General features: G+C 73.6%; 16 protein-coding genes. 5 read left to right on the forward strand and 11 right to left on the reverse strand.

Annotation, left to right across the window (positions count from 1 at the left end; genetic code table 11):
• Positions 1–150: 150 nt before the first annotated feature.
• Positions 151–669: a MarR family winged helix-turn-helix transcriptional regulator gene (locus tag BJ965_RS23525; RefSeq protein WP_184910495.1), complete on the reverse strand. Its 519-nt coding sequence runs from the start codon at positions 667–669 to the stop codon at positions 151–153.
• Between the two features lie 94 nt (positions 670–763).
• Between BJ965_RS23525 and BJ965_RS23530 the strand changes: the two genes are divergently transcribed.
• Complete coding sequence (locus BJ965_RS23530) at positions 764–1,177, forward strand: organic hydroperoxide resistance protein (RefSeq protein ID WP_184910497.1); 414 nt, start codon at positions 764–766, stop codon at positions 1,175–1,177.
• On the opposite strand, the gene BJ965_RS23535 is transcribed toward BJ965_RS23530, so the two are convergent.
• The 9 genes from BJ965_RS23535 to BJ965_RS23575 form a co-directional block, all read right to left on the reverse strand.
• Positions 1,167–2,747, reverse strand: coding sequence for a hypothetical protein (locus BJ965_RS23535; protein WP_184910499.1), 1,581 nt, complete (start codon positions 2,745–2,747; stop codon positions 1,167–1,169). The genes BJ965_RS23530 and BJ965_RS23535 overlap by 11 nt on opposite strands.
• 72 nt (positions 2,748–2,819) lie before the next feature.
• The gene (locus BJ965_RS23540; protein WP_313666991.1) at positions 2,820–4,562 is read right to left on the reverse strand and encodes a hypothetical protein; all 1,743 of its coding nucleotides are present in this window, start codon (positions 4,560–4,562) and stop codon (positions 2,820–2,822) included.
• Positions 4,563–4,654: 92 nt separating this feature from the next.
• Entirely contained in the window at positions 4,655–6,895 is a 2,241-nt protein-coding gene (locus tag BJ965_RS23545) for a bifunctional glycosyltransferase/CDP-glycerol:glycerophosphate glycerophosphotransferase (protein WP_184910503.1), read from the reverse strand.
• An 8-nt stretch (positions 6,896–6,903) separates the two neighbouring features.
• Positions 6,904–9,102 carry a bifunctional glycosyltransferase/CDP-glycerol:glycerophosphate glycerophosphotransferase gene (locus BJ965_RS23550; RefSeq protein WP_184910505.1) on the reverse strand — a complete coding sequence of 733 codons (2,199 nt, stop codon included), beginning with the start codon at positions 9,100–9,102 and terminating at the stop codon, positions 6,904–6,906.
• Positions 9,103–9,278: 176 nt separating this feature from the next.
• Entirely contained in the window at positions 9,279–11,540 is a 2,262-nt protein-coding gene (locus BJ965_RS23555; RefSeq protein ID WP_184910507.1) for a bifunctional glycosyltransferase/CDP-glycerol:glycerophosphate glycerophosphotransferase, read from the reverse strand.
• A 142-nt stretch (positions 11,541–11,682) separates the two neighbouring features.
• Positions 11,683–12,543: a carbohydrate ABC transporter permease gene (locus tag BJ965_RS23560; protein WP_184910509.1), complete on the reverse strand. Its 861-nt coding sequence runs from the start codon at positions 12,541–12,543 to the stop codon at positions 11,683–11,685.
• The gene (locus tag BJ965_RS23565) at positions 12,540–13,886 is read right to left on the reverse strand and encodes a carbohydrate ABC transporter permease (protein WP_184910511.1); all 1,347 of its coding nucleotides are present in this window, start codon (positions 13,884–13,886) and stop codon (positions 12,540–12,542) included. Before BJ965_RS23565 ends, BJ965_RS23560 begins: the two co-directional genes overlap by 4 nt.
• A gap of 4 nt (positions 13,887–13,890) precedes the next feature.
• Positions 13,891–15,303, reverse strand: a complete 1,413-nt coding sequence (locus BJ965_RS23570; RefSeq protein ID WP_184910513.1) for an ABC transporter substrate-binding protein — start codon at positions 15,301–15,303, stop codon at positions 13,891–13,893.
• A gap of 175 nt (positions 15,304–15,478) precedes the next feature.
• Positions 15,479–19,903, reverse strand: a complete 4,425-nt coding sequence (locus tag BJ965_RS23575; protein ID WP_184910515.1) for an FHA domain-containing protein — start codon at positions 19,901–19,903, stop codon at positions 15,479–15,481.
• 375 nt (positions 19,904–20,278) lie between these two features.
• Here BJ965_RS23575 and BJ965_RS23580 point away from each other — a divergent pair, with 375 nt between their 5' ends.
• From BJ965_RS23580 to BJ965_RS23595, 4 genes are all read left to right on the forward strand, one after another.
• The gene (locus BJ965_RS23580; RefSeq protein ID WP_184910517.1) at positions 20,279–21,973 is read left to right on the forward strand and encodes a serine/threonine-protein kinase; all 1,695 of its coding nucleotides are present in this window, start codon (positions 20,279–20,281) and stop codon (positions 21,971–21,973) included.
• 122 nt (positions 21,974–22,095) lie between these two features.
• Positions 22,096–23,343, forward strand: a complete 1,248-nt coding sequence (locus BJ965_RS23585; RefSeq protein WP_184910519.1) for a serine/threonine-protein kinase — start codon at positions 22,096–22,098, stop codon at positions 23,341–23,343.
• Positions 23,344–23,401: 58 nt separating this feature from the next.
• Positions 23,402–24,505, forward strand: coding sequence for a peptide chain release factor 2 (prfB, locus tag BJ965_RS23590; RefSeq protein WP_184910521.1), 1,104 nt, complete (start codon positions 23,402–23,404; stop codon positions 24,503–24,505).
• 291 nt (positions 24,506–24,796) lie between these two features.
• Complete coding sequence (locus BJ965_RS23595) at positions 24,797–25,438, forward strand: hypothetical protein (protein WP_184910523.1); 642 nt, start codon at positions 24,797–24,799, stop codon at positions 25,436–25,438.
• Between the two features lie 116 nt (positions 25,439–25,554).
• Here BJ965_RS23595 and BJ965_RS23600 read toward each other — a convergent pair whose 3' ends face one another.
• Positions 25,555–25,746 carry a hypothetical protein gene (locus tag BJ965_RS23600; protein ID WP_030837676.1) on the reverse strand — a complete coding sequence of 64 codons (192 nt, stop codon included), beginning with the start codon at positions 25,744–25,746 and terminating at the stop codon, positions 25,555–25,557.
• Between the last annotated feature and the right edge of the window lie 9 nt (positions 25,747–25,755).

Here is a 25,755-nt window from a genome sequence, read left to right on the forward strand (position 1 = left end):
CCGGCGTGAATCCGCGCTCCGGTTCCCGACGCGCCACCCGGCGAGCCCCCCGGGGGCACTCCGGTCCTCGGCGTATCCCCGGCGCCTTCGCCCTCGCCTCCGCCCCCGTCTCCGACCCCGTCCAGGCCGGTGACGTAGCGGCCGGTGCCGTTACGGCCGTTCGTCGGTGGACGAGTCCCCCCGTGGGGCGGCGAGAGCGGCCGCCGCGTCCAGCGCGGTGGTCAGCTCGTCGAGGCTGGCGCGCAGGGTGCGGATCTCCTCGGGGCCGAAACCCGTCGAGGACGCGATCCGGCGCGGTACCTCAAGCGCGCGTCCGCGCAGCGCGACGCCCTCCTCGGTCAGCCGCACCTCCACCGACCGCTCGTCGCGGGCGCTGCGCTCGCGGCGTACCAGACCGGCCGCCTCCAGCCGCTTGAGCAGCGGAGACAGCGTGCCCGAGTCGAGACGCAGGTGCTCGCCGAGCTTCTTCACGGGCAGCTCGTCGTGCTCCCACAGCACCAGCATCACCAGGTACTGCGGGTAGGTGAGCCCGAGGTCCTTGAGGATCCCGCGGTAGACGCCGTTGAAGGCGCGGGAGGCCGCGTGCAGGGAGAAGCAGATCTGCTGGTCCAGGCGGAGCCAGTCGTCGTCGGGCGTGTTCATGCGTCCAGGATAGCTCGCGCCCGTCATTCAATTGCGCACAACTGAATTGTGTGGTCTACTTCTGGGTGTCAGGCGGCCCGGAACGGACCGCCGAACATTGACGTGAGAGGGAAGGTTTTCCATGGACGCGCTCTACACCGCTGTCGCCACCGCCACCCACGGCCGCGACGGCCGCGCCGTCAGCTCCGACGGCGTGCTGGACCTCGCCCTGGGCGTGCCCCAGGCGATGGGCGGCAACGGCCAGGGCACCAACCCCGAGCAGCTCTTCGCCGCCGGCTACGCCGCCTGCTTCGGCAGTGCCCTCGGCCTCGTCGGCCGCCAGGCCAAGGTCGACGTCAGCGACGCCGCCGTGACCGCCGAGGTCTCCATAGGCAAGCAGGGCGAGGGCTTCGGGCTCGCCGTCATCCTCCGCGTGGAGCTGCCCGACAGCGTGGACGAGGAGACCGGCCGCAAGCTCGTCGAGCAGGCCCACCAGGTCTGCCCGTACTCCAACGCCACCCGCGGCAACATCGAGGTCGACCTCGTCATCGAGTAACCGCCCGGACGCCACCCCCGACCCGCGCCAGCACCTCCCCCGTCCGTCTGCTCCACGCCACCACCACGGCCTCCTCGGGCACCGGGTGCCAGCGCGTCAGCAGCAGCCAGCGCACGTGGTAGCGGCGGACGACGGCGGACCGCTCGGCGCGGGTCGAGCCGGGGGCGAGATAGGCGCGGACGTCGGCCGCCCGGCGTTCCCGGCGCCGCTCGTCCAGGGCGGGGTCGGGCCAGATGGGCGCGGCGAGGTTCGGCCCGTACCCGGCGATCGCGTGACTGGCGAGATACCCGTCGGTGATGACCACCTCGCCGGGCCCGATGTGCCGCGCGGCCCAGTCGTACGACGGCCAGCGCGTCGGCTGGGCGAACCCCACCGGGTCGACCGAGCGCGGCACGACCGCCCCGGCGTGCACGGTGACGAACCCGGCGCACACCCCGGCCGCCGCCACTCCGCCCAGCACCCGCCGGGCCCGCCGCCAGGGTCGGGGCGCCGCCAGTTCCACCGCCAGGGCGAACTGCAGCGGCACCAGCACGGCCCACAGGGCCCTGGCGTACGTGTAGTGCCCGCTCGCCCAGCCGTACGCCACCAGCAGGCACTCCAGCAGGAACATCCACACCAGCGGATCACGCGCCGACCTGCGGGCCCGCGCCCACAGTGCGGGCAGCCCCAGCAGCGCCAGCCAGGAGTTGGCGAGCATCCGCTCGCACAGCTGCCGGTGCATCGCGTCCATGCCGGTGTCGCCCACCAGCCTCAGGACGTCGTAGTACGGCCAGGTCAGGGCTAGTGCCGCGCAGGCCGCCCCGGTCAGCGCCCAGCGCGCCACGACCGGCCGGCGCCAGCCGCACTGCCGGGACGCCACGATCGCCACCGCACCGGTGAGCGCAGAGGCCGCCGTGACGGGGTGGGTGAGCAGGATCAGCCCGTACAGCGCGCCGATCCCGGCGTACCCCCACCAGCCGCCGAGCCCGCTCGGCCCGACGAACCGCACGGCGGGAGCGTCGTCCCGCGCGCGGGTGCCCGTCCAGGCCCACGCCCAGAAGGTGAGCCCGATCGCGAGCGCGGACGGATACCCCAGGTTCGTCGTCATCGGCATCAGACCGAGGTAGCCGCTCCACAGGATCCGCGCCGTGCCCCACAGCAGCGTCATGAACAGCAGGGCCCACACCGGCGCCCAGGGGCGCGCGGTGAGCGTCCTGACGAACCGGCCGATCCCCGTCAGCAGCACCAGCAGATGCACCGGCCCGGCGAGCTTCACGACCGCCCAGCCGGACAGCCCCGTCAGCCGCGCCAGCACGCCTTGGGCGACGGCGTACGGCCCGTAGTACGGGCTGCCCTCGCCCGGCAGGTCCGCCATGGTGTGGGCCGGGTGGAGCAGGTCGGCCTTGAGGCGCTCGACGACCGCCGCGTGCTGTCCGGCGTCGCAGCACAGCGGGACCCGCCAGTACGCCAGCGTCATCACCAGCCAGAACAGGGCGCCGTAGAACTGGTACGGGGTGAGCCTCCCGGCACGGCCGCCGCGCAGTGCCGTCGCGCCGCGCACGGCCCGCCGGACCAGGACCGGGGCGCTCACAGAAGGATGGAAGGGGTCTGGGGCATGCGCGGAATGTTCCCGCCCCTACGCATGCCCTGACCCCGGATCACTTCATCGGGTGAGGCCGCTACCGCCACCTGCCGGTCGGTCGCACAGCGCCTGCTGCGCCGCCGCCGGCCAGCGCGCGAACCGGAACCGCGTCCGCTCGACCGCCCCGGTGAGGTTCCGCCAGAACCGCTCGGCGGTGAGCGGGGCGCGCACCGACTCCCTCAGCTCGGCGAGTTCACCGCAGCCCAGTGCGGCCCGGGCCGCCTCGACCGCCTCCCGCGGGGCCCCGGCGCGCAGCAGGTCGCGCTGCGGCGGGTGCTCGGCCGCCCACTCGGCGAAGACCCAGTAGTTGCGCAGGAACTTCTCGTGCCCGGGCCAGCTCCACCGCTCCAGCGCCAGATGCGCGCCGATCGGGCTGGCCAGCCCCCAGGCGTCGTTGACGTAGGCGTCCAGCGGCGCCGCCGCCCCCGTCACTCCGAGGTGACGCCCCACGATCACCACCCGGTACGGGGAGTCCGCCCGCATCGGCGTGGCGTGCAACCGCCGCGCGGCGTCGAAGTAGAGCAGCGTCGGCCCGGGCGCGCGCTCGGCGCGGGCCAGCATGGCGCGCCCCTCCGGCAGGGCGGGCCAGTTGACCACCCAGGTGCCGGTGCGCACCGGGTTGTGGTCGCCGAGTCCCTCCACGTCGGAGCTGCGCACGTTGAACGAGCCGGGCGTGCTGCGCACGTCGAACGGCGCCCGCAGCGGACTGACCGCCGCGCACAGCCACACCACCAGCAGCGCGCCCGCCACGCCCGTGACCCTGGTCGCGGGCACCACCAGCACCGGCAGGAGCAGCAGCAGAAGCGCGGGCAGGATCATGCGGGCGTGCATGTAGTCGCCGCCGACGCGCACGACGTACCCGGCCAGCAGCAGACCGGCCGCGAGCGGCGCCAGCAGCACCGCGAGCGAGGCCCGCCCCGGGGCACGGTCCCGCTGCTCCCGTCGGGTGCGCCGCACCAGCAGGACGGCCAGCGCCGCGAGCACCGGCACGACCGGCCACAGCCAGTACGGCCCGAGCGTCTCCTGCACATACCCGGCGCCCCGGCTCCAGTCGCTGGCGCTCGCCTCCTTGGCGATGGCGGGCAGCGGCACCAGGATCCCGTAGTACCCGGCCCGGAACACCTCGTACGCCAGCGGCACCGCTGCCGCCGAGGCGAGCACCGCCGCCGTGCCCCGCCGGGAGGGACGCAGCACCCACCACTGGGCCGCCAGGAAGCACGCCGTGACCACCGCCAGATCGGGCCGGACCAGCGGGCCAAGGCCGAACACGAAGGCGGCCGTGCACGTCTCGCGGGCCTCCTGACCGCGCCGCGTCCGCGTCAGCAGCCACCACGACAGGCCGGTCCAGAAGGCGCCGAGACCGCTCTCCAGACCCGACGTCATGTACGACCAGAACGGCGGCACCGCCAGCAGCACGAACACACCGGCCGGAAGCAGCAGCCCGGCGCCCCGGTGCAGCCGGCACGTGGCGAGCAGGGCGAACGCGAACCCGGCGGTGCTCAGCAGCAGGCCCAGTCCGACCGCGAGGAACGCCGGATCCTCGCCGGTGACCCAGGTGGTCAGTGCCAGCAGCCACTGCCACAGGGTGCCGGTCGAACTCTCCGCCCGCTCCCCGACGTTGAACACGGGCCCGTTGCCCGCCAGGATCTGCCGGACCGGGCGCAGGTAGATGAGCCCGTCGTCGCAGATCCAGCGGCGCCGGTAGCCCAGCACGAACAGGGCGGCGGTGGGCACGGCGACCAGGGCGGTATGCCACCGGTGCACCGGCCACCGCGACGCGGCGACCGCCGGTGGCCGGGCCGAGGAGGCCCGCTGACCCGGAAGGGAAGGTGCGGCCTCGGGGGTTGCGGGAGTTCTCATCTCTCGATCAGCGCCTCGGAACGGGTGCGGACACCCTCGGTCCGGCGAGCCGAGGGCAGCAGCGCCCCGCCCCGCTCGCCCAGCATCAGCAACCGGACGACCCGTTCGGCGGCCCGGCCGTCCTCGAACTCGCAGTACCGCTCCCGGAAGCCGGCCCGCAGCCGCGCCGCCTCGGCGTCCTGCCAGGTGCCGGACGCGAACAGCCAGGCCAGCTCCCGGTACGAGCGCGACACATGGCCCGGCGCGTCGGCCGTGACGTCGAAGTAGGCGCCCCGGCTCGCCGCGAACGCCCCCCAGTCGTCGGCGTGGACGACGATCGGCCGGTCCAGCAGGGCGTAGTCGAACATCAGGGCGGAGTAGTCGGTGACCAGCACGTCGGAGGCGAGCATCACGTCCTCGACGTGCGGCTCGTCGGTCGCGTCCACCAGCACGCCCCGCCGGTGCAGATCGGACAGGCCGAGCCCCCGCGCGACCCCCGCCGCCAGTGACGGGTGCAGCCGGACGACCAGCGTGTGCCCGGGGCCGAGGTCCGCGGCGAACCGGGCCAGGTCGAACCGGTCGACATGGCCGCCCCGCCGGTAGTCGCGCCGGGTCGGCGCGTACAGCACGACCGTGTGGCCGGCGGGGATGCCGAGCCGCTCGCGCACCTCCCGGCCCCGCTCCGGACCGGCGCCGACCAGCACGTCGTTGCGTGGGCTGCCGGTCCGCAGCGAGGTGAAGTGGCACGGGTACGCCCGCTCCCAGACCCGCTCCGCGTGCCGCCCCGCGACCAGGCTGTAGTCCCAGCGGTCGGCGCGGCGCAGCATCTGCGGCACGTCGAAGCCGTGCCGGGCGCCCGGCTTGGTCAGCAGGTCGGCGCCCATGTACTTGAGCGGGGTGCCCTGGTGGGTGTGGATGTGGACGCTGCCCGGCCGCTTGGCCAGGGTGCCGGGCCAGTTGACGTTGTTCACCCAGTACGTGGCCCGCGCCATGACCTCGTGGTAGCGCCGCGAGCCGGGCGTCACATGGTCGATGCCGGGCGGCAGCGCGTCCACCGCGTCCTCCCGGACCACCCACACGCCCCGGATGTGCGGGGCGATCTCGCGCGCCGTCTCGTGGATCGCGGCCGGATCGCCGGCCACCCCCCGGTGATGGGTCGCCGAGTAGACGGCGAGGTGCGGATCGAGGGGGCGCTTCGACTGGGCCGCGTACCAGCCGCGCAGGGCGGTCTCCGAAGCCCGCTTCGCCGCCCGCCGCTTCCCGCCCAGGGCGGCCGCGCGCAGGTCCCGCAGCCCGCGCGCCGCCGCGTACGACGCGTAGGGCGCCGAGGCGAGCAGCCGCATCTCGACGCCCCGCCAGCCGTCCGGCTGCGGGAAGCCGCCCTCGGGGAGGTGACGGCGGTGGAAGGAGCGGATCTCGCGGTAGAAGTCGGCCCGGTCGGCGGGCCGCACCCGGTCCTCGCGGGCCAGCACGAACAGCATGTGGTCCAGCGCCCGCTCCAGCAGCAGCGGCCGCGCCCAGTCGAGGTCCGGGCGCTGCTCCAGGAACGCGAACAGCCCCTCGTACTGCGGGAAGATGTCGAAGTGCCGGCGCCCGGGCGTCTTGGTGATCGCGCCCTGCCGGCGCTGCCGGTACTCCACACCGATCCGGTCCAGGCAGGCGATGCGGCCGGCCAGCACCATCGACCGGTAGGTGACCGGCGCGTCCTCGTACAGCCCCGCCGCGTACCGCAGGCCGTGCTCCTGGAAGAACGACCGCCGGTAGGCCTTGTTCCAGGCGACCAGGAACAGGTTCAGATACTGCGGGCTCTCCCGGATGCCGAACGTCTCCAGGCCGGCCGAGGCCAGCAGGTCCGCCGCCTCGCTGCGTCCGCCCCGGCCCCACCAGTGGGTGCGCACATGGTCGAAGACCAGGATGTCCGGGTCGTCGGTCGCCGCCAGGCGGGCGGCGACGGCGGCCAGCAGGCCCGGCGTGTAGGCGTCGTCGCTGTCCAGGAACAGGACGTAGTCGCCGGCCGCCAGGGCGAGTCCGGCGTTGCGGGCCCGGCCGAGGCCCACGTTCTCCGGCAGGTGCAGCACCCGCACCCGGTCGTCGCGGGCGGCGTACTCGTCGAGGATGGCGCCGCTGCCGTCGGGCGAGCGGTCGTCCACGGCGATCACCTCGAAGTCGCCGTGGGACTGGCCGAGCACCGAGTCGAGACACTCGCGCAGGAAGCCCTGCACCTTGTAGACGGGGACGATGATGCTGAAGCGGGGCACTTCTTCGGTCAGCTCCTTACGAGGGGGGCGGCGGGGGCCGGGACGCGCTCCGCGAGGGGGACGACGGGCGGGATCGACTCGGGCGGCTCTCCGAGCAGCACCCGGCGCACGACGCGCTCGGCGGCCCGCCCGTCGTCGAACTGGCAGAAGCGCTCCCGGAACGCGGCCCGCAGGGACGTGGTGGTCTCGTCCGCCCAGGAGCCGTCACGGAAGACGGCCGCCAGCTCCCCGGGCGTCCGGGCGACCCGGCCCGGCGGGAGCTCCATCAGGTCGAAGTAGACGCCGCGGGTCTCCCGGTAGACGTCCCAGTCGTCGGCGTACACGACGATCGGGCGGTCCAGGTTGGCGTAGTCGAACATGATCGACGAGTAGTCCGTGATCAGCGCGTCGGCGGCCAGGCAGACGTCCTCCGACGAGCGGTGCCCGGTGACGTCGATGATCCGGCCGCCGCCCCTGCTCGACCCCTGGTCGTAGAAATAGTGGGCGCGCAGCAGCACCACGTAGTCGTCGCCGATCGCCTCGCAGAACTCCGCCAGGTCCAGGCCCGTCTCGAAGCCGGTGGTGTAGTCGCGGTGCGTGGGTGCGTAGAGCAGCGCCTTCTTGCCGTCGGGGACGCCCAGTTCCTTGCGGACGCGGGCGACGTCCTCGGCGGACGCCGTGCAGTAGACGTCGTTGCGCGGATAGCCGTACTCGAGTGTCTCGTGCGCGCTGGGGAAGGCCCGCTCCCACATCTCGGTGGAGTGCCGGTTGGAGGTCAGGTTGTAGTCCCAGCGGTCCACCCGGGCCAGCAGCCTGGCGAAGCTGCCGGTCGCCGCGGCCACCACGGGATAGGTCGCCTGGTCGGCGCCCATCGTCTTCAGCGGGGTGCCGTGCTGGGTCTGGAGGTGCACGCTGCCGGGGCGCTTGACCACGGCGTCCGCGAAGTTGGCGTTGTTGACCAGATACTTCGCGCGGGCCAGCACCTCCCAGTACTTCCGGCTGCCGATCACCGCGTACTCGACGTCCGGCGGCACACTGCCCACCGCGTCCGGCTCCACCAGGAACACCGCGCGCAGGTGCGGCGCGAGTTCACGGGCCTTGGCGTGGATCGCGGCGGGATTGCAGGCGTAGCCGCGGCCCCAGTAGGCGCAGTACACGACGAGGTCGCGGTCGAGCGGGAGGCGCAGAGCCGCCGCGTAGCGGAGCCGGGTGCGCAGTCCCCGCGGGCGGGGGAGCAGCGCGGCGGCCCGCGACGCCGTGCGGTGGGCGGCGCGCAGGGAGCGGAACGCCGCGTACGACCCCGACGCCAGCAGCCGGTGCTGGACGCCGACGCTGCCGCCGGGCGCCCGGTAACCGGCGGGGCGGTGCCGCCGGTAGAGCGCGCTCGCCCGCCGGAAGAAGGCGCGGCGTGCGGACGTCAGCCGCCGTGGGTTGGCGGCCGTCCTCAGCACGGCGGCGAAGAGCTGCTCGAACAGCGGCTTCAGCCGGTCCGCGGGCAGATCCTGCTCCGCCGCCCGGGTCAGCACCAGCTCGGTCTGGTCCAGCAGTTCGGCGTGGTGCTCGCCGGGCAGGCCCAGCCGGTTGCCCTGCCGGCGCAGCAGGTGCCGGACGACGACCGCGCGCAGGGCCGCCACCCGCTCCGCCCGCAGGGCGACGAGACCGCCGAAGCCGACGTCGGTGAAGTGGGCCCCGGGGAAGGAGAGGCCCTGCTCGGTGAGGAAGGCCCGGCGGTAGAGCGCGCTCCACGCCGGGAGCGTCACGCCTGTCAGCTGTGGGGCCCGGCCGGGGGAGAAGGCCCCGTCCGGTGTCCGGGCGAGCAGGGGCGCCGCCGGGTTGGCCGGCTCGCCCTCCCACCAGGGGGTGCGCTCGTGCTCGAAGTACAGGACGTCGATGTCGCCCACCGCGCTGATCCGGGCGTCCAGGGCCGCCAGCGCCCCCGGGACCAGGACGTCGTCGCCGTCGAGGAACAGCACATGGCCGCCGACCGCCGCCTTCAGCCCGGTGTTGCGCGCCCCGGCCAGACCGGCCGACGGCGGCGAGTGCACCGGCGTCACCCGGGAGTCCCGCTCGGCGTACCCGGCGACGACGTCCGCCGCGGGCGCGTCGGGTGCGTCGCACACCGGGATCAGCTCGAAGTCGCCGAACGACTGGGCGAGGACCGAGTCCAGCGCCAGGGAGAGCCGGCCCGCGACCCCATGGGACGGAACGACGATGCTGAAGCGGGGCATGCTGCTCTTTCTGTCAGGAGGCGGTCTGTCGGGAGGCGGGTCTGCCGGAGCCGGGAGTCCTCAAGCGACGCGCGGCCGTCCCGGCCGGCCGGACGGGCGACAGGGGGACGGCCGGGACGGTGTCGGCCGCGACGGGCTGGAGGGCATGGCGGACTCCCCGGGGATGAGAACCGTGGTCAGAGGCTGTCGGTGACGGCGTGCGGGCCGGCCGGCAGCGGCACCGTGGTGAGCGGCTCGCGCGTCAGCGAGGCCGCCGCCGACGGCACCGGATGGCGCTCGGCGAGCGGCACGACCGGCGGCAGCTCCGACTCCCCGAGGACGACCCGGCGCACGACCCGCTCGGCGGCCCGGCCGTCGTCGTAGGTGCAGAACCGCTCGCGGAACGCCGCCCGCAGCTGGGCCGAGCGGGAGCCGCGCCAGTGGCCGGTGGCGAAGATGTCGATCAGCTCGTCCTCCCCGCGAGCGATCGCGCCCGGCGGAACGTCGCGCACGTCGAAGTAGGTGCCGCGGGCCGCGTCGTACGCCTCCCAGTCGTCGGCGTGGATCACGATCGGCCGGTCCAGATTGGCGTAGTCGAACATCAGCGACGAGTAGTCCGTGACCAGGGCGTCCGACGCCAGGCACAGCGACTCCACGCTCGGGTGGTCCGTGACGTCGACGACCCGGCCGCAGGTGCTGGTCAGCGGGGTGTCGTAGGCGTGGTGGGCGCGGGCCAGGACGATGAAGCGCGGGCCGAGGCGGCGCACGATCCGCTGGAGGTCGAGGGCATGGCGCTGGGAGCGGCGGTAGTCGCGGTGGGTCGGCGCGTACAGGATCGCCACCGCGCCCCGCGGGATGCCGAGCGAGGCGCGCAGCCGGGCCACGTCCGCGGGGGTCGCCGTCCGGAACACGTCGTTGCGGGGGTAGCCGTACTCCAGCGTGGTGTAGCGGCCGGGGTGGACGCGCTCGTGGGTCAGCGTGGTGTGGCGGTTGGCGGACAGCACGTAGTCCCACCGGTCGACGTCCTTCAGCAGCCGCGCGAAGTCCCGGCCGCGGGCCGCGGCGGGGCGCTCCTGGAGGTCGAGGCCGAGGTGGCCGAGCGGGGTGCCGTGCCCGGTCTGGATCAGGACCTGGCCCCGGCGCTTGGCCAGACGGTCGTCGAAGCCGGTGTTGCTGACCAGGTAGCGGGAGCGGGCGAGCGCTGTCCAGTAGGCGGCCGTCCCGGGGACGAGGCGGCGCGGGCCGGGCGGGATCGTGTGGTGGTATTCGCGGCGGGCGATCCACGCCGTGCGGATGTGCGGCGCGAGGTCGCGGAACGCGGCCTCCAGCGCGCCCGGGTTGCAGCCGTGGCCGCGGCCGTCGTAGGCGGCGAATACGGCGCGGTCGGCGCGCAGCGGCAGGCAGCGCTGGACGCGGTAGTGGGTCCTGAGGGCGGCCGACCGCAGGCCCCGCAGCAGCTTCCCGGTGGTCCGGGCGGCGGCGCGCTGCAGCGCCGAGGCTCCCTGGAGGGTGCGGTAGGTGCGGTGCAGGCCGAAGCGGATCAGGACATGGTGGATCCGGCAGCGCAGGGGGACGGGCACGCCGGGGGTGCGGTAGCGGCGGTAGTGGGCACGGGCCCGGCGCAGGAAGTCCGCGCGCGAGCCCTTGGGCAGCCGGTCCCGCCGGGAGTACACGATCGCCAGGTGGTGCACCATGCGGCGGAACAGCACCGGCCGCCACCGCGCCAGTTCGGGACGCTCGTCGAGATACGCGAAGACCCGCTCGTACTGCTCGAAGACGTCGAAGTGCCGCTCGCTGGTGGTGCGCAGGATGCTGCCCTGCCGCCGCTGCCGGTAGTGCACACAGACCCGGTCGAGGGTCGCGATCGAGTCGGCGGTCATCAGCACCGGGTACGTCCACGGCGTGTCCTCGTAGACGCCGGGCGGGAAGACGAACCCCTCCCGCTCGACGAACTCCCGCCGGTAGGCCTTGTTCCAGGCGACCATCAGCAGCCGCAGCAGCCCCGGCCGGTCCTCCAGCCGGAACGGCGCCGGGCCCTGCTCCGTCAGCTGCAGGGCGGCCTGGTTACGGATCGCCTCCCCCGTCCAGTAGGTGCGCGCGTAGTCGAACACCAGCACGTCCGGCTCGCCGGTCTCCTTCAGCCGGTCGGCGATCGAACGCAGCGCGTCGGGCGTGAGGGTGTCGTCGCTGTCGAGGAACAGCAGGTAGTCGCCGCTCGCGTGCGCCACGCCGGCGTTTCTCGCACGGCCCAGGCCGACGTTCTCCGGCAGGTGGACGGCGCGTACGCGCGTGTCGCGGGCGGCGAACTCGTCGATGATCGCGCCGCACGCGTCCGGCGAGCAGTCGTCGACGACGATCAGCTCCAGATCGGGACAGGACTGGGAGAGCACCGATTCGAGGCACTCGTGCAGGTACGCCTGAACCTGGTACGCGGGGACAATGACACTGAACCTGGGCAAGAGGCCATCCATCGGTCGGCGCGGGCGTTCGGCCCGGGAACGGCCGATGGGCCGACTTGGTTACGGTTGCTACGGCATCCGGGGGAACGCGGAAGGGGCGGACCGTCCCCGGTCCGCCCCTCCAACCGCCTTGCTGTGAGCGCTACTTGACGGCTCCGGCCATGACGCCGGACACGAACTGCCGCTGGAACGCGAAGAAGACGGCCAGCGGGACCACCATCGAGATGAAAGCGCCGGGTGCCAGCACATCGATGTTGTTGCCGAACTGCCGTACCTGGGTCTGGAGTGCGACCGTGATCGGCTGGCTCCCGGAGTCCGAGAAGATCAGCGCGACGAGCAGGTCGTTCCACACCCACAGGAACTGGAAGATGCCGAGAGCCGCGATCGCCGGGGCGCCGAGCGGCATCACGACGCGGAAGAACAGGCGCAGTTCACCCGCCCCGTCCAGCCGCGCCGCCTCCAGGAGCTCGCGCGGGATCTCCGCGAAGAAGTTCCGCAGCAGGAACACCGCGAACGGCAGACCGAAACCGACGTGGAAGAGCACCACGCCGAGCACCGAGCCGAAGACGCCGATCTTGCCGAAGAGTTCGGCGATCGGGATCAGCGCCACCTGCACGGGCACGACCAACAGGCCGACCACGCCCAGGAACCACCAGTCCCGGCCCGGGAACTCCATCCAGGCGAAGGCGTAGCCGGCCAGCGAGCCGATGATCACCACCAGCAGGGTCGCAGGCACGGTGATCCACACCGTGTTCACCAGGCTGCTGGTGATGTCCTCGTTCTCCAGCAGCTTCCGGTAGCTGTCGAAGGTGATCTGGGAGGGCTCGGTGAACACCTTCCACCAGCCGCTCGCCGCGATGTCCTCCGGCGCACGGAGACTGGACAGCAGTAGCCCGATCGTCGGCACCAGCCAGAACAGTCCGACGACGATGAGGAACACCCGCAGCAGCCCGCCGCTGACCCCCTCGGCGAGCCGCGAACCCAGCGACTGCCTGGCCTTCATCGCCGCACCTCCCGCCTGAGCCTGCGTACGTTGAACCACATCACCGGGATCACGAGCAGCAGCAGGAACACCGAGATGGCGCTGGCGATTCCCGGCTGGTCCTCGGAGAAGCCCTTGCGGTACAGCTCCAGGGCGAGGACGTTCGCGTCGTCCTGGGAGGAGCCCGGAGCGATGATGAAGACCAGGTCGAAGATCTTCAGCACGTTGATCATCAGGGTGACGGCGACGACCGCGAGGACCGGCGCCAGCAGCGGCACCGTGACGCGTCTGAACACCTGCCACTCGCTCGCGCCGTCGACCCGGGCCGCCTCCAGCAGCTCCCGGGGGACGCTCGCCAGCCCGGCCGCGATCAGCACCATCGCGAAGCCGGCCCACATCCAGATGTACGAGCCGATGATGGCCGGGGTGACCAGGGACGGGCCGAGCCAGTCCAGGCCGTTGTACGGATCCTTGAAGTTGCTCGCCGGGAGCCGGAGTTGGGCCCCGTCGGCCGCGGCGGGCAGCGTGAAGGTGCCGTCGTCGGCGGCCGTCGCCGACGCCACCACCTTCCCGTCCTTCACGGCCTCGACCTTCATCCCGGCATAGCCGAGTTCGGCCGGGTCGACGCTGTTGAGCTTGCCGACGCCCTTGCCACGGGTGAAGTCCTGCCAGGTCGTGCCCGTGACCTTGTCCGGCTCGGGCTCGGGCGCCGCCGCGGCCTTCGCCCCGTCGGGCATCAGGTCGGGCGCCACACCCACCAGCGGCAGCGAGACCACCTCGCCCGTGCGGACGGGCGAGGTGGTGATGAACGCGCCCCCGCCGGCCGGTTTCAGCGGCGATTCCCGGCCCGGGTGGGCCTTCGGGAACGCCGACGCCTGGGAGAACGTGTCGTGCACGCCCACCCACACCGCGTTCGCGACACCCTTGTCCGGGTCCTGGTCGTACACCAGGCGGAAGATGATGCCCGCCGCCAGCATCGAGATCGCCATCGGCATGAAGACGACCAGCTTGAACGCCGTGCCCCAGCGCACCCGTTCGGTCAGCACCGCGAAGATCAGGCCGAGCGCCGTCGCGACCGTCGGCGCGAAGATCACCCAGATGATGTTGTTCTTCAGCGCGGTGCGGATGCCCTCGTCGGTGAAGAGGGCCTTGTAGTTGTCTATTCCGGCGAAGCCGTCACCGGACTGGTCGTAGAAACTGCGCACGACCGAGTACCCGATCGGGTACACCACGAGCGCGCCGAGCAGGACGAGCGCGGGCAGCAGGAACAGCGCCGCGACGGTCCTGCGGGTTCCGGTCACACTCTTGCGCGACTTGGGAGCGGCAGGGGGCTTGGTGCCCCCTGCCGCCGGAACCGACGTCATGACATCAGTTCCCGTACGCCGCGGATGCTTCGGCCTCCAGCTTCGCCTGCGTCCCCGCGATGTCCTTCGGGTTCTTCAGGAAGTCCTGGAGGATCTTCCACTCGCCCTTGCCGGGCGTTCCGCCGAAGGCCTGCGGGGCCTGGTCGGACATGTCGAAGCGGAAGTCGTCGCCCGCGTCGATGAGCGCCTTGGCGATCTTCTGCTGTACCGCGTTCGGATAGTCGGAGTTCGGCACGTTCTTGTTCGGCGAGAGGTAGCCGCCCAGCTTGGCCTGGATCGACGCCGCGTCCGGGGAGGCGAGCCAGGTGGCCAGGGCCTGCGACCCCTTCGAGTCCTGAAGGATCACGGCCGCGTCGCCGCCCGAGACCACCGGTCCGTTGTCACCGACCGCCGGGAACGGGAACACCTTCGCGTCCGTGCCGACCTTCATGCTGGAAGGGATGTTGACCTGCGCGAAGTCGCCCGCGGCCACCATGGCGGCCTTGGGCTGGTCCCCACCGGTGAACACCTGGGTGACGGACGCCGGGAAGTCGGTCTGCAGCGCCCCGTTCGCCCCGCCCGCGATCCAGTCCGGCTTGCCCCAGACCTGCGCGAGCGTGGTCAGCGCGTCCTTCACGGACGGATCCGTCCACTTGATCTCGTGCTTGGCCAGCTGGTCGTACTTCTCCGGCCCGGCCTGCGAGAGGTACACGTTCTCGAACCAGTCGGTCAGCGTCCAGCCCTCGGCGCCGCCGACGGAGAACGGGGTGACGCCGGAGTCGAAGACCGTCTGCGCGGTGTTGAGCAGATCCGGCCAGGTCTCGGGCTCACTCGCCCCGGCGTTCTCGAAGACCTGGTTGTTGTACCAGATCAGGGACTTGTTGGCGGCCTTGTAGTAGACGCCGTACGGCTTGCCGCTCACCTTGCCGATGTCCTGCCAGCCCTGTGAGTAGTTCTCCCCGAGCTCCTTGACGGCTTCGGAGCCCAGCGGCTTGGCCCAGCCCTTGTCGACGGCCTGCTTGATGGCGCCGGGCTGGGGCAGCATCGCGACGTCCGGCGGCTGTCCGCCGGCCACCTTCGAGCCGATGAAGTTGATGATCGGGTCCTGCGCGGGCACGAACGTGACCTTGGCGCCCGTGCGCTTCTCGAACTCTGACAGAACCTTCTTGAAGTTGGCCTGTTCGGTGCCGCTCCACACGGCGGCGACCTCGAGGCTCACCCCGTCCAGCTTCGGAAGGGTGACGTTGTTGGTGGTGTCGTCGGTGTCGCCCGTGCTCCCACCGCTGCCTTCGTCGCTGCTTCCGCAGGCGGACAGCGAGAGCGCGAGGGCTCCCGCCGCGACGGCGGCCGCTGCCTTGGCGGCTCTGCGGTGCTGGGGGGTCGCCGTGTCCCGCTTGGGCGACCAGCGTGTCCGGATGGTGCTGCTCGTCATGCGCATGACTGCCCCGTTCTTCGTTTCTCGTCGAACGTCGAGCGCGCTCCCGTGCGATCTGGTCTACGCCCGGGTGTGCGGGGGCGGCAAGATGGCGTCGGCTGTCAACCGGGGGATCGTGACTCCCTCGTGACCAGGGACTCGGCCCCATGACGCCGGTGGGGCCGGCGGCCGTCCTCGGTCACAGGAGCGACGGCACCTTCGCCGCCGCGACCTCCCGCGCCGCCCTTTCCAGCGCGCTGGCCAACAGTGCCAGGTCGGTCGGTCCGTTTCCGAGCTCCCGCACCGGACGGCGGGCCGGAGGGTCACCCATGCGGTGCCATTCCAGGGGCACGACCGTGGGGCGCAGCGTCGCCGTCCGGGGGATCCGGCCGGTGACCCGGCCGCCCTGGAAGGGGATGACCCGCCCGTCCGGACCGGTCAGCCTTCCCCGGCCGGGGGCGGGCTCGTCCGGGCCCGGGGAAGGGGCGTCGAGCGCGACGCGGAGGGTGGCCCGGCGCGCCGGTTCCGTCTCCGCCGTACGGGCGCACGGGCCGGTGGCCGCCACCAAATGGACGCCGAGCCGCTCGCCCTCCCGGGCCACGGCCTCCAGCGCGCGCATCACCGATCCGGCCGCGGGCCGCCCGGTCGAGCCGAGCGCCGGGGAGACGAGTGCGTCCAGGTCGTCGACGACCACGACGAGCCGGGGGAGCGGCGGCGCGGCCGCCTCCGTCTGCCGCCGGGCGGCTCCGGGCCGCAGCCGCATGGTCGAACTGGACGGGGAGTCGAGATCCCCGGCCCCTCCCTGGGACGTGGCCTCGGCCCGGTCGCCACCCCGCGCCGTCGCCGTGCGCTGGGCGACGATACGGCCCGACAGCTCGCGCCCGGTGTGCCACTCGGCGAAGTCCGACCGCCCGAGCAACTCGGCGCGCCGCTTCAGCTCGGCGCTCAGGGACTGCGCGAATTCCCGCATCCGCACGGGGTCGTGTGCCATGAGCAGCGTGGTGACATGCGGTACGTCCGTACACACCCGCAGGCCGTCGCCGTGCCCGCCGCCCGCGCCCGGTCCGCCGCGACCGTCGACCAGCACGATGCCGAGGCGGTCCGGCCGCTCGGCGGCGGCCAGGGACGCCACAACCGCCCGCAGCAGCTCCGTACGGCCGCTGCCCGGGGGGCCCTCGATCAGCAGGTGCGGTCCCTGGAGCGCGAGGTCCGCGCAGACCGGGCCGCGCGGCCCGGCGCCCAGCACCGCGCGCACGCGACCGCCCAGCGCGTCGGCGTCGTCGGCCGCGTCCGCCCAGCGCGCCATCAGCGAGGCCGGGGTGGCCCGGGCCAGGCCCAGTTCGTCCAGCAGGCGGGCCGCCTGCGGCAGCGGTGCGGAGACGCGCGGCTGGCGCTCGCTCGCCGGGCCGTCCGTCCGCAGCGGCGCCAGCGCCCGCGCGAACCGCTCGGCCCAGGCCGCGGAGACGGCGTCGACGGTGGCTACGGTGCCGTGTCCGACAGGCCCGGCCGCCGAGCCGTCACCGCCGACCCGGGCCACGCGCATCAGCCGCAGGGCCGTCGCCACGTCCCCGCTGAGCAGCGCGACCGCGCCGCACTGCCGGAAGGTCGGTGCCGCCGCGCAGGCCGCCTCGTACGTCTCCGTCACCGGAGAGGCCGGGGAGGCGGCGGCCGTCTCGGCCAGGCAGACGACGTGTATGCCTGCCCGGGGGCCCTCGAGCGCCAGCCGCGCCACGGCTTCGCGCAGGTCCGCGCCACCGGGGTCGCCGTCGACGACCACGACGGTGTACGGGCCGGGAAACCCGGCTGTCGCATCGGCGCCGGTGTCGTCCTCCCGGGCCCAGGAGGGGCGGCGGGGGGCCGGGGCGGAGGCGTGCGGGGCCGGGGCGGTGGTTGCGGTGGTCCGTGCGCTGCCGCTTGCCGAGGCCGTCGCCGCCGGACCGTCGAGCCCCGAGGGGCCTCCGAGCCCCGAGGAGCCGCCGACGCTCGTGGGACTGCCGACGCTCGCGGGGTTGCCGAGACCGGCCTCCGCCAGCTGGTCCTCCAGGCGGCGGGTGAGTTCGTCGGTGCGGGCCGCCGCCTGTTCGCGGTCGTGGGCCAGGAGCAGCCGGCAGTCCTGCCCGTGCCCCGGGCGGACGTGGGGCAGCCAGCCCAGCCAGGACCACTCGGCGGTGCGCTCCTCCAAGGAGCGTGAACGGTCCGCGGCGATCAGGACGATCTCCAGCGAGTCGGGGGAGTGCAACGCGCTGAGCTGGGCCAGCACGGCACGGGCCAGCCCGGCCAGCCGCGCCCGCGGCCCGGCCAGCCCCAGGGCACCGACCTCGCGCAGTCCGGCGGTCACGGGTACGGCGGGCAGCAGGCCCGAGCCGTCCGGTGCCGCCCGGTCGGCCGTACCGAGACGCACGGCCAGCGCCTCCGGGTGACCGAGGCCGCGCTCCCACAGCCGCGGTCCGGGCCCGAGGGCCGTGAGCAACAGCGTGGCCGGGTCCGGCCAGGTCTCCGGAGCGGCCGGCGCGACGACCGGCTGGTGCTCCGCCAACAGGGCGGACGGCTCGTCCTCGTGGACCTCGCGCGGTTCCGCCGGCTGCTCACCGCGCCCTCCGGCCAGCCGCCGGGCCCACGCCCCGAGCCCGCCGCGCCTGCGGGTCCCCGGGGGTACGTCGGTGCCGCGGAGGGGAGTGCCTTTGCGTCCACGGCCGGAGCGCTGGTCCGCGAGGGCCGGGTCGTCGGTACCGGTGGAAGCGATCGGCCCGTCCGGCCCTCCGGGGCGCGGTCCGGTTCCGTCCGCTACGCCGAGTTCCCCGATCCCGGAACGGCCAGCGTGTGTGTCCCCGGCGCCGTTCACCGGCCGGGCCGGGAAATCGGCAGCAGTCATGGGCGACGGACCCTGGGCGGCTGACTGCTGCCGGGTGGGCGCCCCGTGCGTCTCTGCGGCCCCCGACCTCGCTCCGCCGCCGGCCGCCTGCGAACGCGCCGCGCCCGCGGCGCCCTGGGCGGGCGCCCGACTCGGACTGTTCCCCGCACCGCGGGAGCCCTGTGCCGGTACCTCACTCCGCCTGTCACCCGTGCGTGCCGCGCCCCCGGCGCCCTGGGCGGGCGCCTGACCCCAACTGCTCCCCGCACCTCCGGCGCCCCGGGGCGGCACCTCGCTCCAGCCGTCTCCGGCGTGGGCCGCGCCCCCGATCCCTTGGGGGGACGCCTGACTCCGGCCTTCCCCGACGCCTGCGGCGCCCCGGAGCGGCACCCCGCTCCGGCGGTCTCCGGCGCGTGCCGCGCCCTCGGCGTCCCGGGCGGGCGTCTGGCCACGGCGGTCTCCGGCGCGTGCCGCGCCCCCGGCGCCCCGGGAGGGCGCCTGGCTCCGGCTGTCCGCGACGCCTGCGGCGCCCCGGACTGGTGCGTCGCTCCCCGCGTCTCCGGCATGGGGCGCAGCCCCGGCGTCGCGGGCCGGCGCCTGATTCCGGCCGTCCCCGGCGCCCCGGGCGGGCGCCTGACTCCGGCTGGCCCCCGTGCCTCCGGTGCCCTGGGGCGGCACCCCGCTCCGGCCGTCTCCCGCGCGTGCCGCGTCCCCGGCGTCCCGGGCGGGCGTCTGGCCACGGCTGTCTCCGCCGCGGGCCGCACCCCCGGTGCCCCTGGCGGGTGCTGGAATCCGACTGTCCGCTGGATGAGCCGCGCCCCCGGGCGGCACCTCGCTCCCGCCGCCCCCCGAGTAGGTCTCGCCGCCGCCCGCAGGCCGGGACCCGCTGCCGTTCCCTCGCCCCTCCGGCGCTTCCGGCGCCGTGCCCGCGCCCCCGCTCTCGATCCGCGCCGCACCGCCCTGCCCCGGCACCACGGCCGGATCAGCCGGGCCGTGCCCGGAGGCACCGGGCGTGCCCCATGCCGCCGAGCCGTAGGTGTGATGGGTGGGACCGGCGGGACCGGCCGGTCCCGGGTCCGCCACGCGTGCGTGCGATGCGGACGCGTCCCCGGCGGGCCCGGCCACGCGCACGTGCCCCTCCCCGTCCGGGGTCGTCTCCACCCGGCCACCCGGCCCCCCGGCGGGAACCAGCCGCAGGGCCGACTCACCGATCCGCAGCAGCGCACCCGGCGCGAAGGGGACCGCTTGGCCGCCCACCCGCGTGCCGTTCACCGTCGTGCCGTTCGTGGAGTCCAGGTCGGCGACCGCGACGCGGCCGTCCGCGCTCACCGTCACGGTGCAGTGCAGCCGGGAGACGTCCGGGTCGTCGAGCGGTACGTCGGCGTCGGCGGAGCGGCCGACGCGGATCTCGCCGCCGTGCAGGAGATGGACACCGCCGGCGTCCGGGCCGGCGACGACCTGGAGCTGGGCCGGGGCGTCGTCCAGCTCGGGATGCGGCTCGGGCTCGCCCGGGGCGCCCACGGCCAGCACGGCACCGTCGGTCAGCGGGGGCTCGCCGAGCGTGCAGCGCTGGGCGTCGAGCCGCTGCTCCCCGGCGTACAGCACGGGCGTGCCCGAGCCGTCACCACCGGAGACCACCTGGGCGAGCGCGGCCGCCACCGCGGCGAGAGCCGTACCGGCGGGCGCCGTGACCAGCACGTCGCTGCGCGGGGCACGGTCCCGCGCCGGCGCCGACGGGCCCAGCGGATCTACGACGGTCAGCCGGATCTGCATCGCCGTCAGCGGTCCCTTCTGCCCGGGCGCGGAGTCCCCCACCCCGCCCCAGCACGTCGGCCAGTACTGCCAGCATCCTCGCACCTGCCACTGACAGTGCGCCCCTCGCTCCGGAAAACGTGATCTTGATTGGTCGGCTCTGCCCGCAAAAGTGCCTGAGAGATGACCCACAGGCGATCGCTTGAGATCAGTCACGCTCACTCCCGGCAACCACCGGACCGACGTGAGCGTCTTTCCTTCGAACACCGGTGAGGGCCGCTACGTAAGACCCATACGTGAGACCCACAGAAAGACGACACACCGGTCCCCGGCCCCCCGGCACTACAGTGGGTCGGACAGGCCAGCAGGCAAGGCAAGCACCAGGGAGCGCATGACGTGCGGCCGGTAGGCAGCAAGTACCTCCTCGAGGAGCCGCTCGGACGCGGCGCCACGGGCACCGTCTGGCGAGCCCGCCAGCGCGAGACCGCGGGCGCCGAAGCGGCCGTGCCGGGGCAGCCCGGCGAGACCGTCGCGATCAAGGTCCTCAAAGAGGAGCTGGCCGGCGACCCGGACATCGTCATGCGGTTCCTGCGCGAGCGGTCCGTCCTGCTGCGGCTGACCCACCCGAACATCGTCCGGGTCCGTGACCTGGTCGTCGAGGGCGAGCTGCTGGCGCTGGTCATGGACCTCGTCGAGGGCCCCGACCTGCACCGCTACCTGCGTGAGAACGGACCGTTCACCCCGGTCGCCGCCGCCCTGCTCACCGCCCAGATCGCCGACGCGCTCGCCGCCAGCCACGCCGACGGCGTCGTGCACCGCGACCTCAAGCCGGCCAACGTCCTGCTCAAGCAGTACGACGGGCAGATGCACCCGCTGCTGACCGACTTCGGCATCGCCCGCCTGGCCGACTCCCCGGGACTGACCCGCACCCAGGAGTTCGTCGGCACGCCCGCCTACGTCGCGCCCGAGTCCGCCGAGGGCCGCCCGCAGACCTCCGCCGTCGACATCTACGGCGCCGGCATCCTGCTGTACGAGCTGGTCACCGGCCGTCCGCCGTTCGCCGGCGGCTCCGCCCTCGAGGTGCTGCACCAGCACCTGAGCGCCGAGCCGCGCCGCCCCTCCACGGTCCCCGACCCGCTCTGGACGGTCATCGAGCGCTGTCTGCGCAAGAACCCGGACGAACGGCCCAGCGCCGAGAACCTCGCCCGCGGCCTGCGCGTCGTCGCCGAGGGCATCGGGGTGCACGCGAACTCCGCGCAGATCGCCGCCGCCGAGGGCGTCGGCATGCTCCTCGTGCCCGACCCGGCCCCCGCGCCGGTGCCGGACATGTCCGGCGAGGCCGACCCGACCCAGGTCCTCCCGCAGGGCGCCGGCTCGTACGACCCGAACGCCGCGACCAGCGTCATGCCGCACACCGGCGGCCCGGTCGGCGCCGCCGACCCCACCGCCGTCATGAACCACCGGGGCGCGGCCGACCCGACCGCCGTCATGCCGCCGGTCCCGCCGGGCTCGCCCGGCCACCCCGGACAGCAGGGCGGGCAGGGCGGGCAGGGCGGCCCGGAGGACCCGCACCCCTGGCAGAACCAGCTGCGGGCGGCCCGCGACCGCAACGAGCAGACGCAGGTCCAGTACCTCGACCCCGGCGAGGACCCGCTGCGCCGCCGCCCCCAGCGCCAGGTGGCCCGGCCCCAGCAGCAGCCCCCGCGCCGCCAGGCACCCCCGCCCGGACCCGGCTACGGCCATCCGCAGCAGCAGCCCCAGCAGTACGCACCACAGCCCCAGCGCCCCCAGCCGCCGCAGCGCTACGCCCCGCCCGCGCCGCCGCCCCAGCCGCAGCAGCCCCAGCGCGAGCCCCGGCAGCCGCGGCAGCGCAGCGCCAACCCGATGCGGATCCCCGGCCTCGGCTGCCTGAAGGGCTGCCTCTTCACGATCGTCATCCTGTTCGTCGCGGGCTGGCTGATCTGGGAACTGAGCCCGCTCCAGGAGTGGATCGGCACCACCAAGGGTTACTGGGACCAGCTCACCGACTGGTTCAACACCGTGACCGGCTGGTTCGAGAAGCTCGGCGGGAGCAGTTCCGGCACGAACTGACCGGAACCGCCCCGCGGGGTTGGTGATTTGTCGACACCCGGCGGGTGATTTCCGCCTCCACGGTGAAGGTTGGCTCTCCGGACGCGTAGTTTTAGCGACAACACGCGTCGGTAGGAGCAGCCTTGGCACGGAAGATCGGCAGCCGGTACACCGCCCACCAGATCCTCGGGCGGGGCAGCGCCGGCACGGTGTGGCTGGGCGAGGGCCCCGAAGGTCCCGTCGCCATCAAGCTGCTGCGCGAGGACCTCGCGTCCGACCAGGAACTCGTCGGCCGCTTCGTGCAGGAGCGCACGGCGCTGCTCGGCCTGGAGCACCCGCACGTGGTGTCGGTGCGGGACCTGGTCGTCGACGGCAACGACCTGGCGCTCGTCATGGACCTCGTCCGCGGCACGGATCTGCGCACCCGGCTGGACCGGGACCGGCGCCTGGCCCCCGAGGCGGCCGTCGCGATCGCGGCCGACATCGCCGACGGGCTGGCGGCCGCCCACGCGGCGGGTGTCGTGCACCGGGACGTGAAACCGGAGAACGTGCTCCTGGACATGCAGGGCCCGCTCGGCCCCGGCGGCTCCCATCGCGCGCTGCTGACCGACTTCGGCGTGGCCAAGCTCATCGACACCCCGCGCCGGACCAAGGCCACGAAGATCATCGGCACTCCGGACTACCTCGCCCCGGAGATCGTCGAGGGCCTGCCCCCGCGCGCGTCCGTCGACATCTACGCGCTCGCCACCGTCCTCTACGAGCTGCTGGCGGGCTTCACGCCCTTCGGCGGCGGCCACCCCGGCGCGGTCCTGCGCCGGCACGTCACGGAGACGGTCGTCCCGCTGCCCGGCATCCCGGACGAGCTGTGGCAGTTGCTCGTGCAGTGCCTGGCCAAGGCCCCGGCCTCGCGGCTGCGGGCCTCCGAGCTCGGCGCCCGGCTGCGGGAGCTGCTGCCGATGCTGGCGGGCATGCCCCCGCTGGAGGTCGACGAGCCGGACACCGAGTCCGCGGAGGAGGCCGACCGCGAGGAGCAGCCGCCCGGACCGGCGCCGACCGGGGAGCGGGTCCGGCGACGGGGCGCGGTCCCCCTGGTGCCGGGCGCGAAACCCACCGACTCCAACCGTGACACCCACACCTCGATGCGCGTCCCCGCCCCCGACGAGCTGGCCGGGGGCGCCCACGGCACGGCCCGGGCCCCGCGCACCGCGGGCACCCCCCGCCCGGGCTCGGCCCGCAACCGCGCCGCCACCCGGCGGCGCCGGGTGGCCCTGGGAGCGGGCGCGGTCGCCCTCGTGGCGGCGATCGGCGTCGGCGCCTGGCTGACCACGTCGGACGACGACGGCGGCGCACCTCCCCAGGACACGAAGAACTCCGCCCCGCACACCCCGTGAGCAGTCGGCTCCGGCCGCCCGGCGATGGCCGCCGGGCGAAGCCGTTACGCTGGAGGGCGTGGCAGTCGTCGACGTATCCGAAGAGCTCAAGTCCCTCTCCTCGACCATGGAGTCGATCGAGGCCGTTCTGGACCTCGATAAGCTGAGGGCAGACATCGCCGTGCTCGAGGAGCAGGCGGCCGCGCCGTCCCTCTGGGACAACCCCGATGAGGCGCAGAAGATCACCAGCAAGCTGTCCCACCTCCAGGCCGAGGTGCGCAAGGCCGAGGCCCTGCGCGGTCGCATCGACGACCTGGGCGTCCTCTTCGAGATGGCCGAGGAGGAGGACGACCCGGACACCCGCGCCGAGGCCGAGTCCGAGCTCACCGCCGTGAAGAAGGCGCTGGACGAGATGGAGGTCCGTACCCTCCTGTCCGGTGAGTACGACTCCCGTGAGGCGCTGGTGAACATCCGCGCCGAGGCCGGTGGCGTCGACGCCGCCGACTTCGCCGAGAAGCTCCAGCGCATGTACCTGCGCTGGGCCGAGCAGCGCGGCTACAAGACCGAGATCTACGAGACCTCCTACGCGGAAGAGGCCGGCATCAAGTCGACCACCTTCGCCGTGCAGGTTCCTTATGCCTACGGCACCCTCTCCGTCGAGCAGGGCACGCACCGCCTCGTGCGCATCTCGCCCTTCGACAACCAGGGCCGCCGCCAGACCTCCTTCGCGGGCGTCGAGATCCTCCCCGTGGTCGAGCAGACCGACCACATCGAGATCGACGAGTCCGAGCTGCGGGTCGACGTGTACCGCTCGTCCGGCCCCGGCGGCCAGGGCGTCAACACCACCGACTCCGCGGTGCGCCTCACCCACCTCCCCACCGGCATCGTCGTCTCCTGCCAGAACGAGCGGTCGCAGATCCAGAACAAGGCGACCGCCATGAACGTTCTCCAGGCGAAGCTGCTGGAGCGGCAGCGCCAGGAGGAGCGGGCCAAGATGGACGCCCTCAAGGACGGCGGGAGCTCCTGGGGCAACCAGATGCGTTCTTACGTCCTGCACCCGTACCAGATGGTGAAGGACCTGCGCACCGAATTCGAGGTCGGCAACCCCGAGGCCGTGTTCAACGGCGAGATCGACGGGTTCCTCGAGGCCGGAATTCGCTGGCGCAAGCAGCAGGAGAAGTAAGTTTGTCGACAAGGCAACTGCCGCCTTCCGGGCGGCAGTTGCCTTTTCCATGCCCGGATGTCCGGGTTTTACATCACACTCACAGGCTCAGACTCCCGGCATAGCCCCCGTAGTTGGACATGGCGGCCGCAAACGGCCTTGACGTGTTCTTGAAAAATGGGAAGGGTAAAGCGCGGCATGCGTGTCTCTGGGGCGCATGTGAACCGGGGGCCCTTTTCACTCCAGCCGTCCCCGTCGAGCACAGCCCCGAGCGCTGCCTAATGACGATGAGCTACTGGGGGTAGCAACCACATGACGAAGAAGACGCGGATCCGTGTCGCGCGGATAGCAGCCGGTGCCGTGATCGCCGCCGGTGCCTCGCTGACCGCCGCCGGTGCCGCATCCGCCGCGGAGGCCGACGACTGCCTGCTCGGCATCCTGTGCGCCGACGAGTCGCCGTCCCCGACGCCGACCGACCCGCCGACCGAGCTCCCGACCGACCCGCCCACGGACCTCCCGACGGACCCGCCGTCGACCGAGGAGCCCACCGAGGAGCCGACCGAGCCCACGGAGGAGCCCACCGAGCCGACCGAGGACCCGACTGTCGCCCCGACCGACCCGGGTAACGGGAACGGCACCGGCGGCGGCAACGGCAACGGCAACGGTGGTGGCAACGGCAACGGCAACGGCGGCGGCAACGGCGGCGGCAACAACGCCGACCCCGACGGCGGCACCTCGCCGCAGGAGGAGGGCTCCTCCTCCCTCACCGAGATCGGCTCGGACTCCACCCCCGCCCCGCAGGCCCAGGCCCAGGGCAACGGCCAGGAGCTCGCCGAGACGGGTGCCGCGCAGACCACCTTCCTGGTGATCGGCGCCGCCACGATGATCGCCGGCGGTGTCGGCTTCCGTCTGCTGCCGCGCCTCGTGGGCGGCCGCGGCGGGGCTGCCGCCTGACGGTAGCCGCGTCCTCACGGTCCGTGGCCACGCGGACCGTGGGGTACAGCGCAACACCGAGGGCCCGGAGCGATTCGCTCCGGGCCCTCGGCCATGTCCGGGTGCTGCCTACGCCCTCACGCGGTCTGGTGCGCCAGCAGGGCCACCGCCGCGATCAGCACCGTCAGCAGCGCGATCAGGGCCATCGGATTCAGACCCGCGAGGAAGTTCTCCTGCTGCAGCCGCTCGCGGTTCGCGCGGCACACGGGGCAGCGGCCCTCGTTCACGGGGGACGCGCAGTTCGCGCACACCAGCCGGTCGTACGTCATGCGCTTGCC

Source organism: Streptomyces luteogriseus (genome assembly GCF_014205055.1).
Lineage (GTDB): Bacteria > Actinomycetota > Actinomycetes > Streptomycetales > Streptomycetaceae > Streptomyces > Streptomyces luteogriseus.

Excerpts from the sequence above, each read along its gene's own strand:
- BJ965_RS23525 (WP_184910495.1), bottom strand. The coding sequence starts at position 669 with ATGACGGGCGCGAGCTATCCTGGACGCATGAACACGCCCGACGACGAC.
- BJ965_RS23530 (WP_184910497.1), top strand. The coding sequence starts at position 764 with ATGGACGCGCTCTACACCGCTGTCGCCACCGCCACCCACGGCCGCGAC.
- BJ965_RS23550 (WP_184910505.1), bottom strand. The coding sequence starts at position 9,102 with ATGCCCCGCTTCAGCATCGTCGTTCCGTCCCATGGGGTCGCGGGCCGG.
- BJ965_RS23560 (WP_184910509.1), bottom strand. The coding sequence starts at position 12,543 with ATGAAGGCCAGGCAGTCGCTGGGTTCGCGGCTCGCCGAGGGGGTCAGC.
- BJ965_RS23565 (WP_184910511.1), bottom strand. The coding sequence starts at position 13,886 with ATGACGTCGGTTCCGGCGGCAGGGGGCACCAAGCCCCCTGCCGCTCCC.
- BJ965_RS23570 (WP_184910513.1), bottom strand. The coding sequence starts at position 15,303 with ATGCGCATGACGAGCAGCACCATCCGGACACGCTGGTCGCCCAAGCGG.
- BJ965_RS23575 (WP_184910515.1), bottom strand. The coding sequence starts at position 19,903 with ATGCAGATCCGGCTGACCGTCGTAGATCCGCTGGGCCCGTCGGCGCCG.
- BJ965_RS23595 (WP_184910523.1), top strand. The coding sequence starts at position 24,797 with ATGACGAAGAAGACGCGGATCCGTGTCGCGCGGATAGCAGCCGGTGCC.
- BJ965_RS23600 (WP_030837676.1), bottom strand. The coding sequence starts at position 25,746 with ATGACGTACGACCGGCTGGTGTGCGCGAACTGCGCGTCCCCCGTGAAC.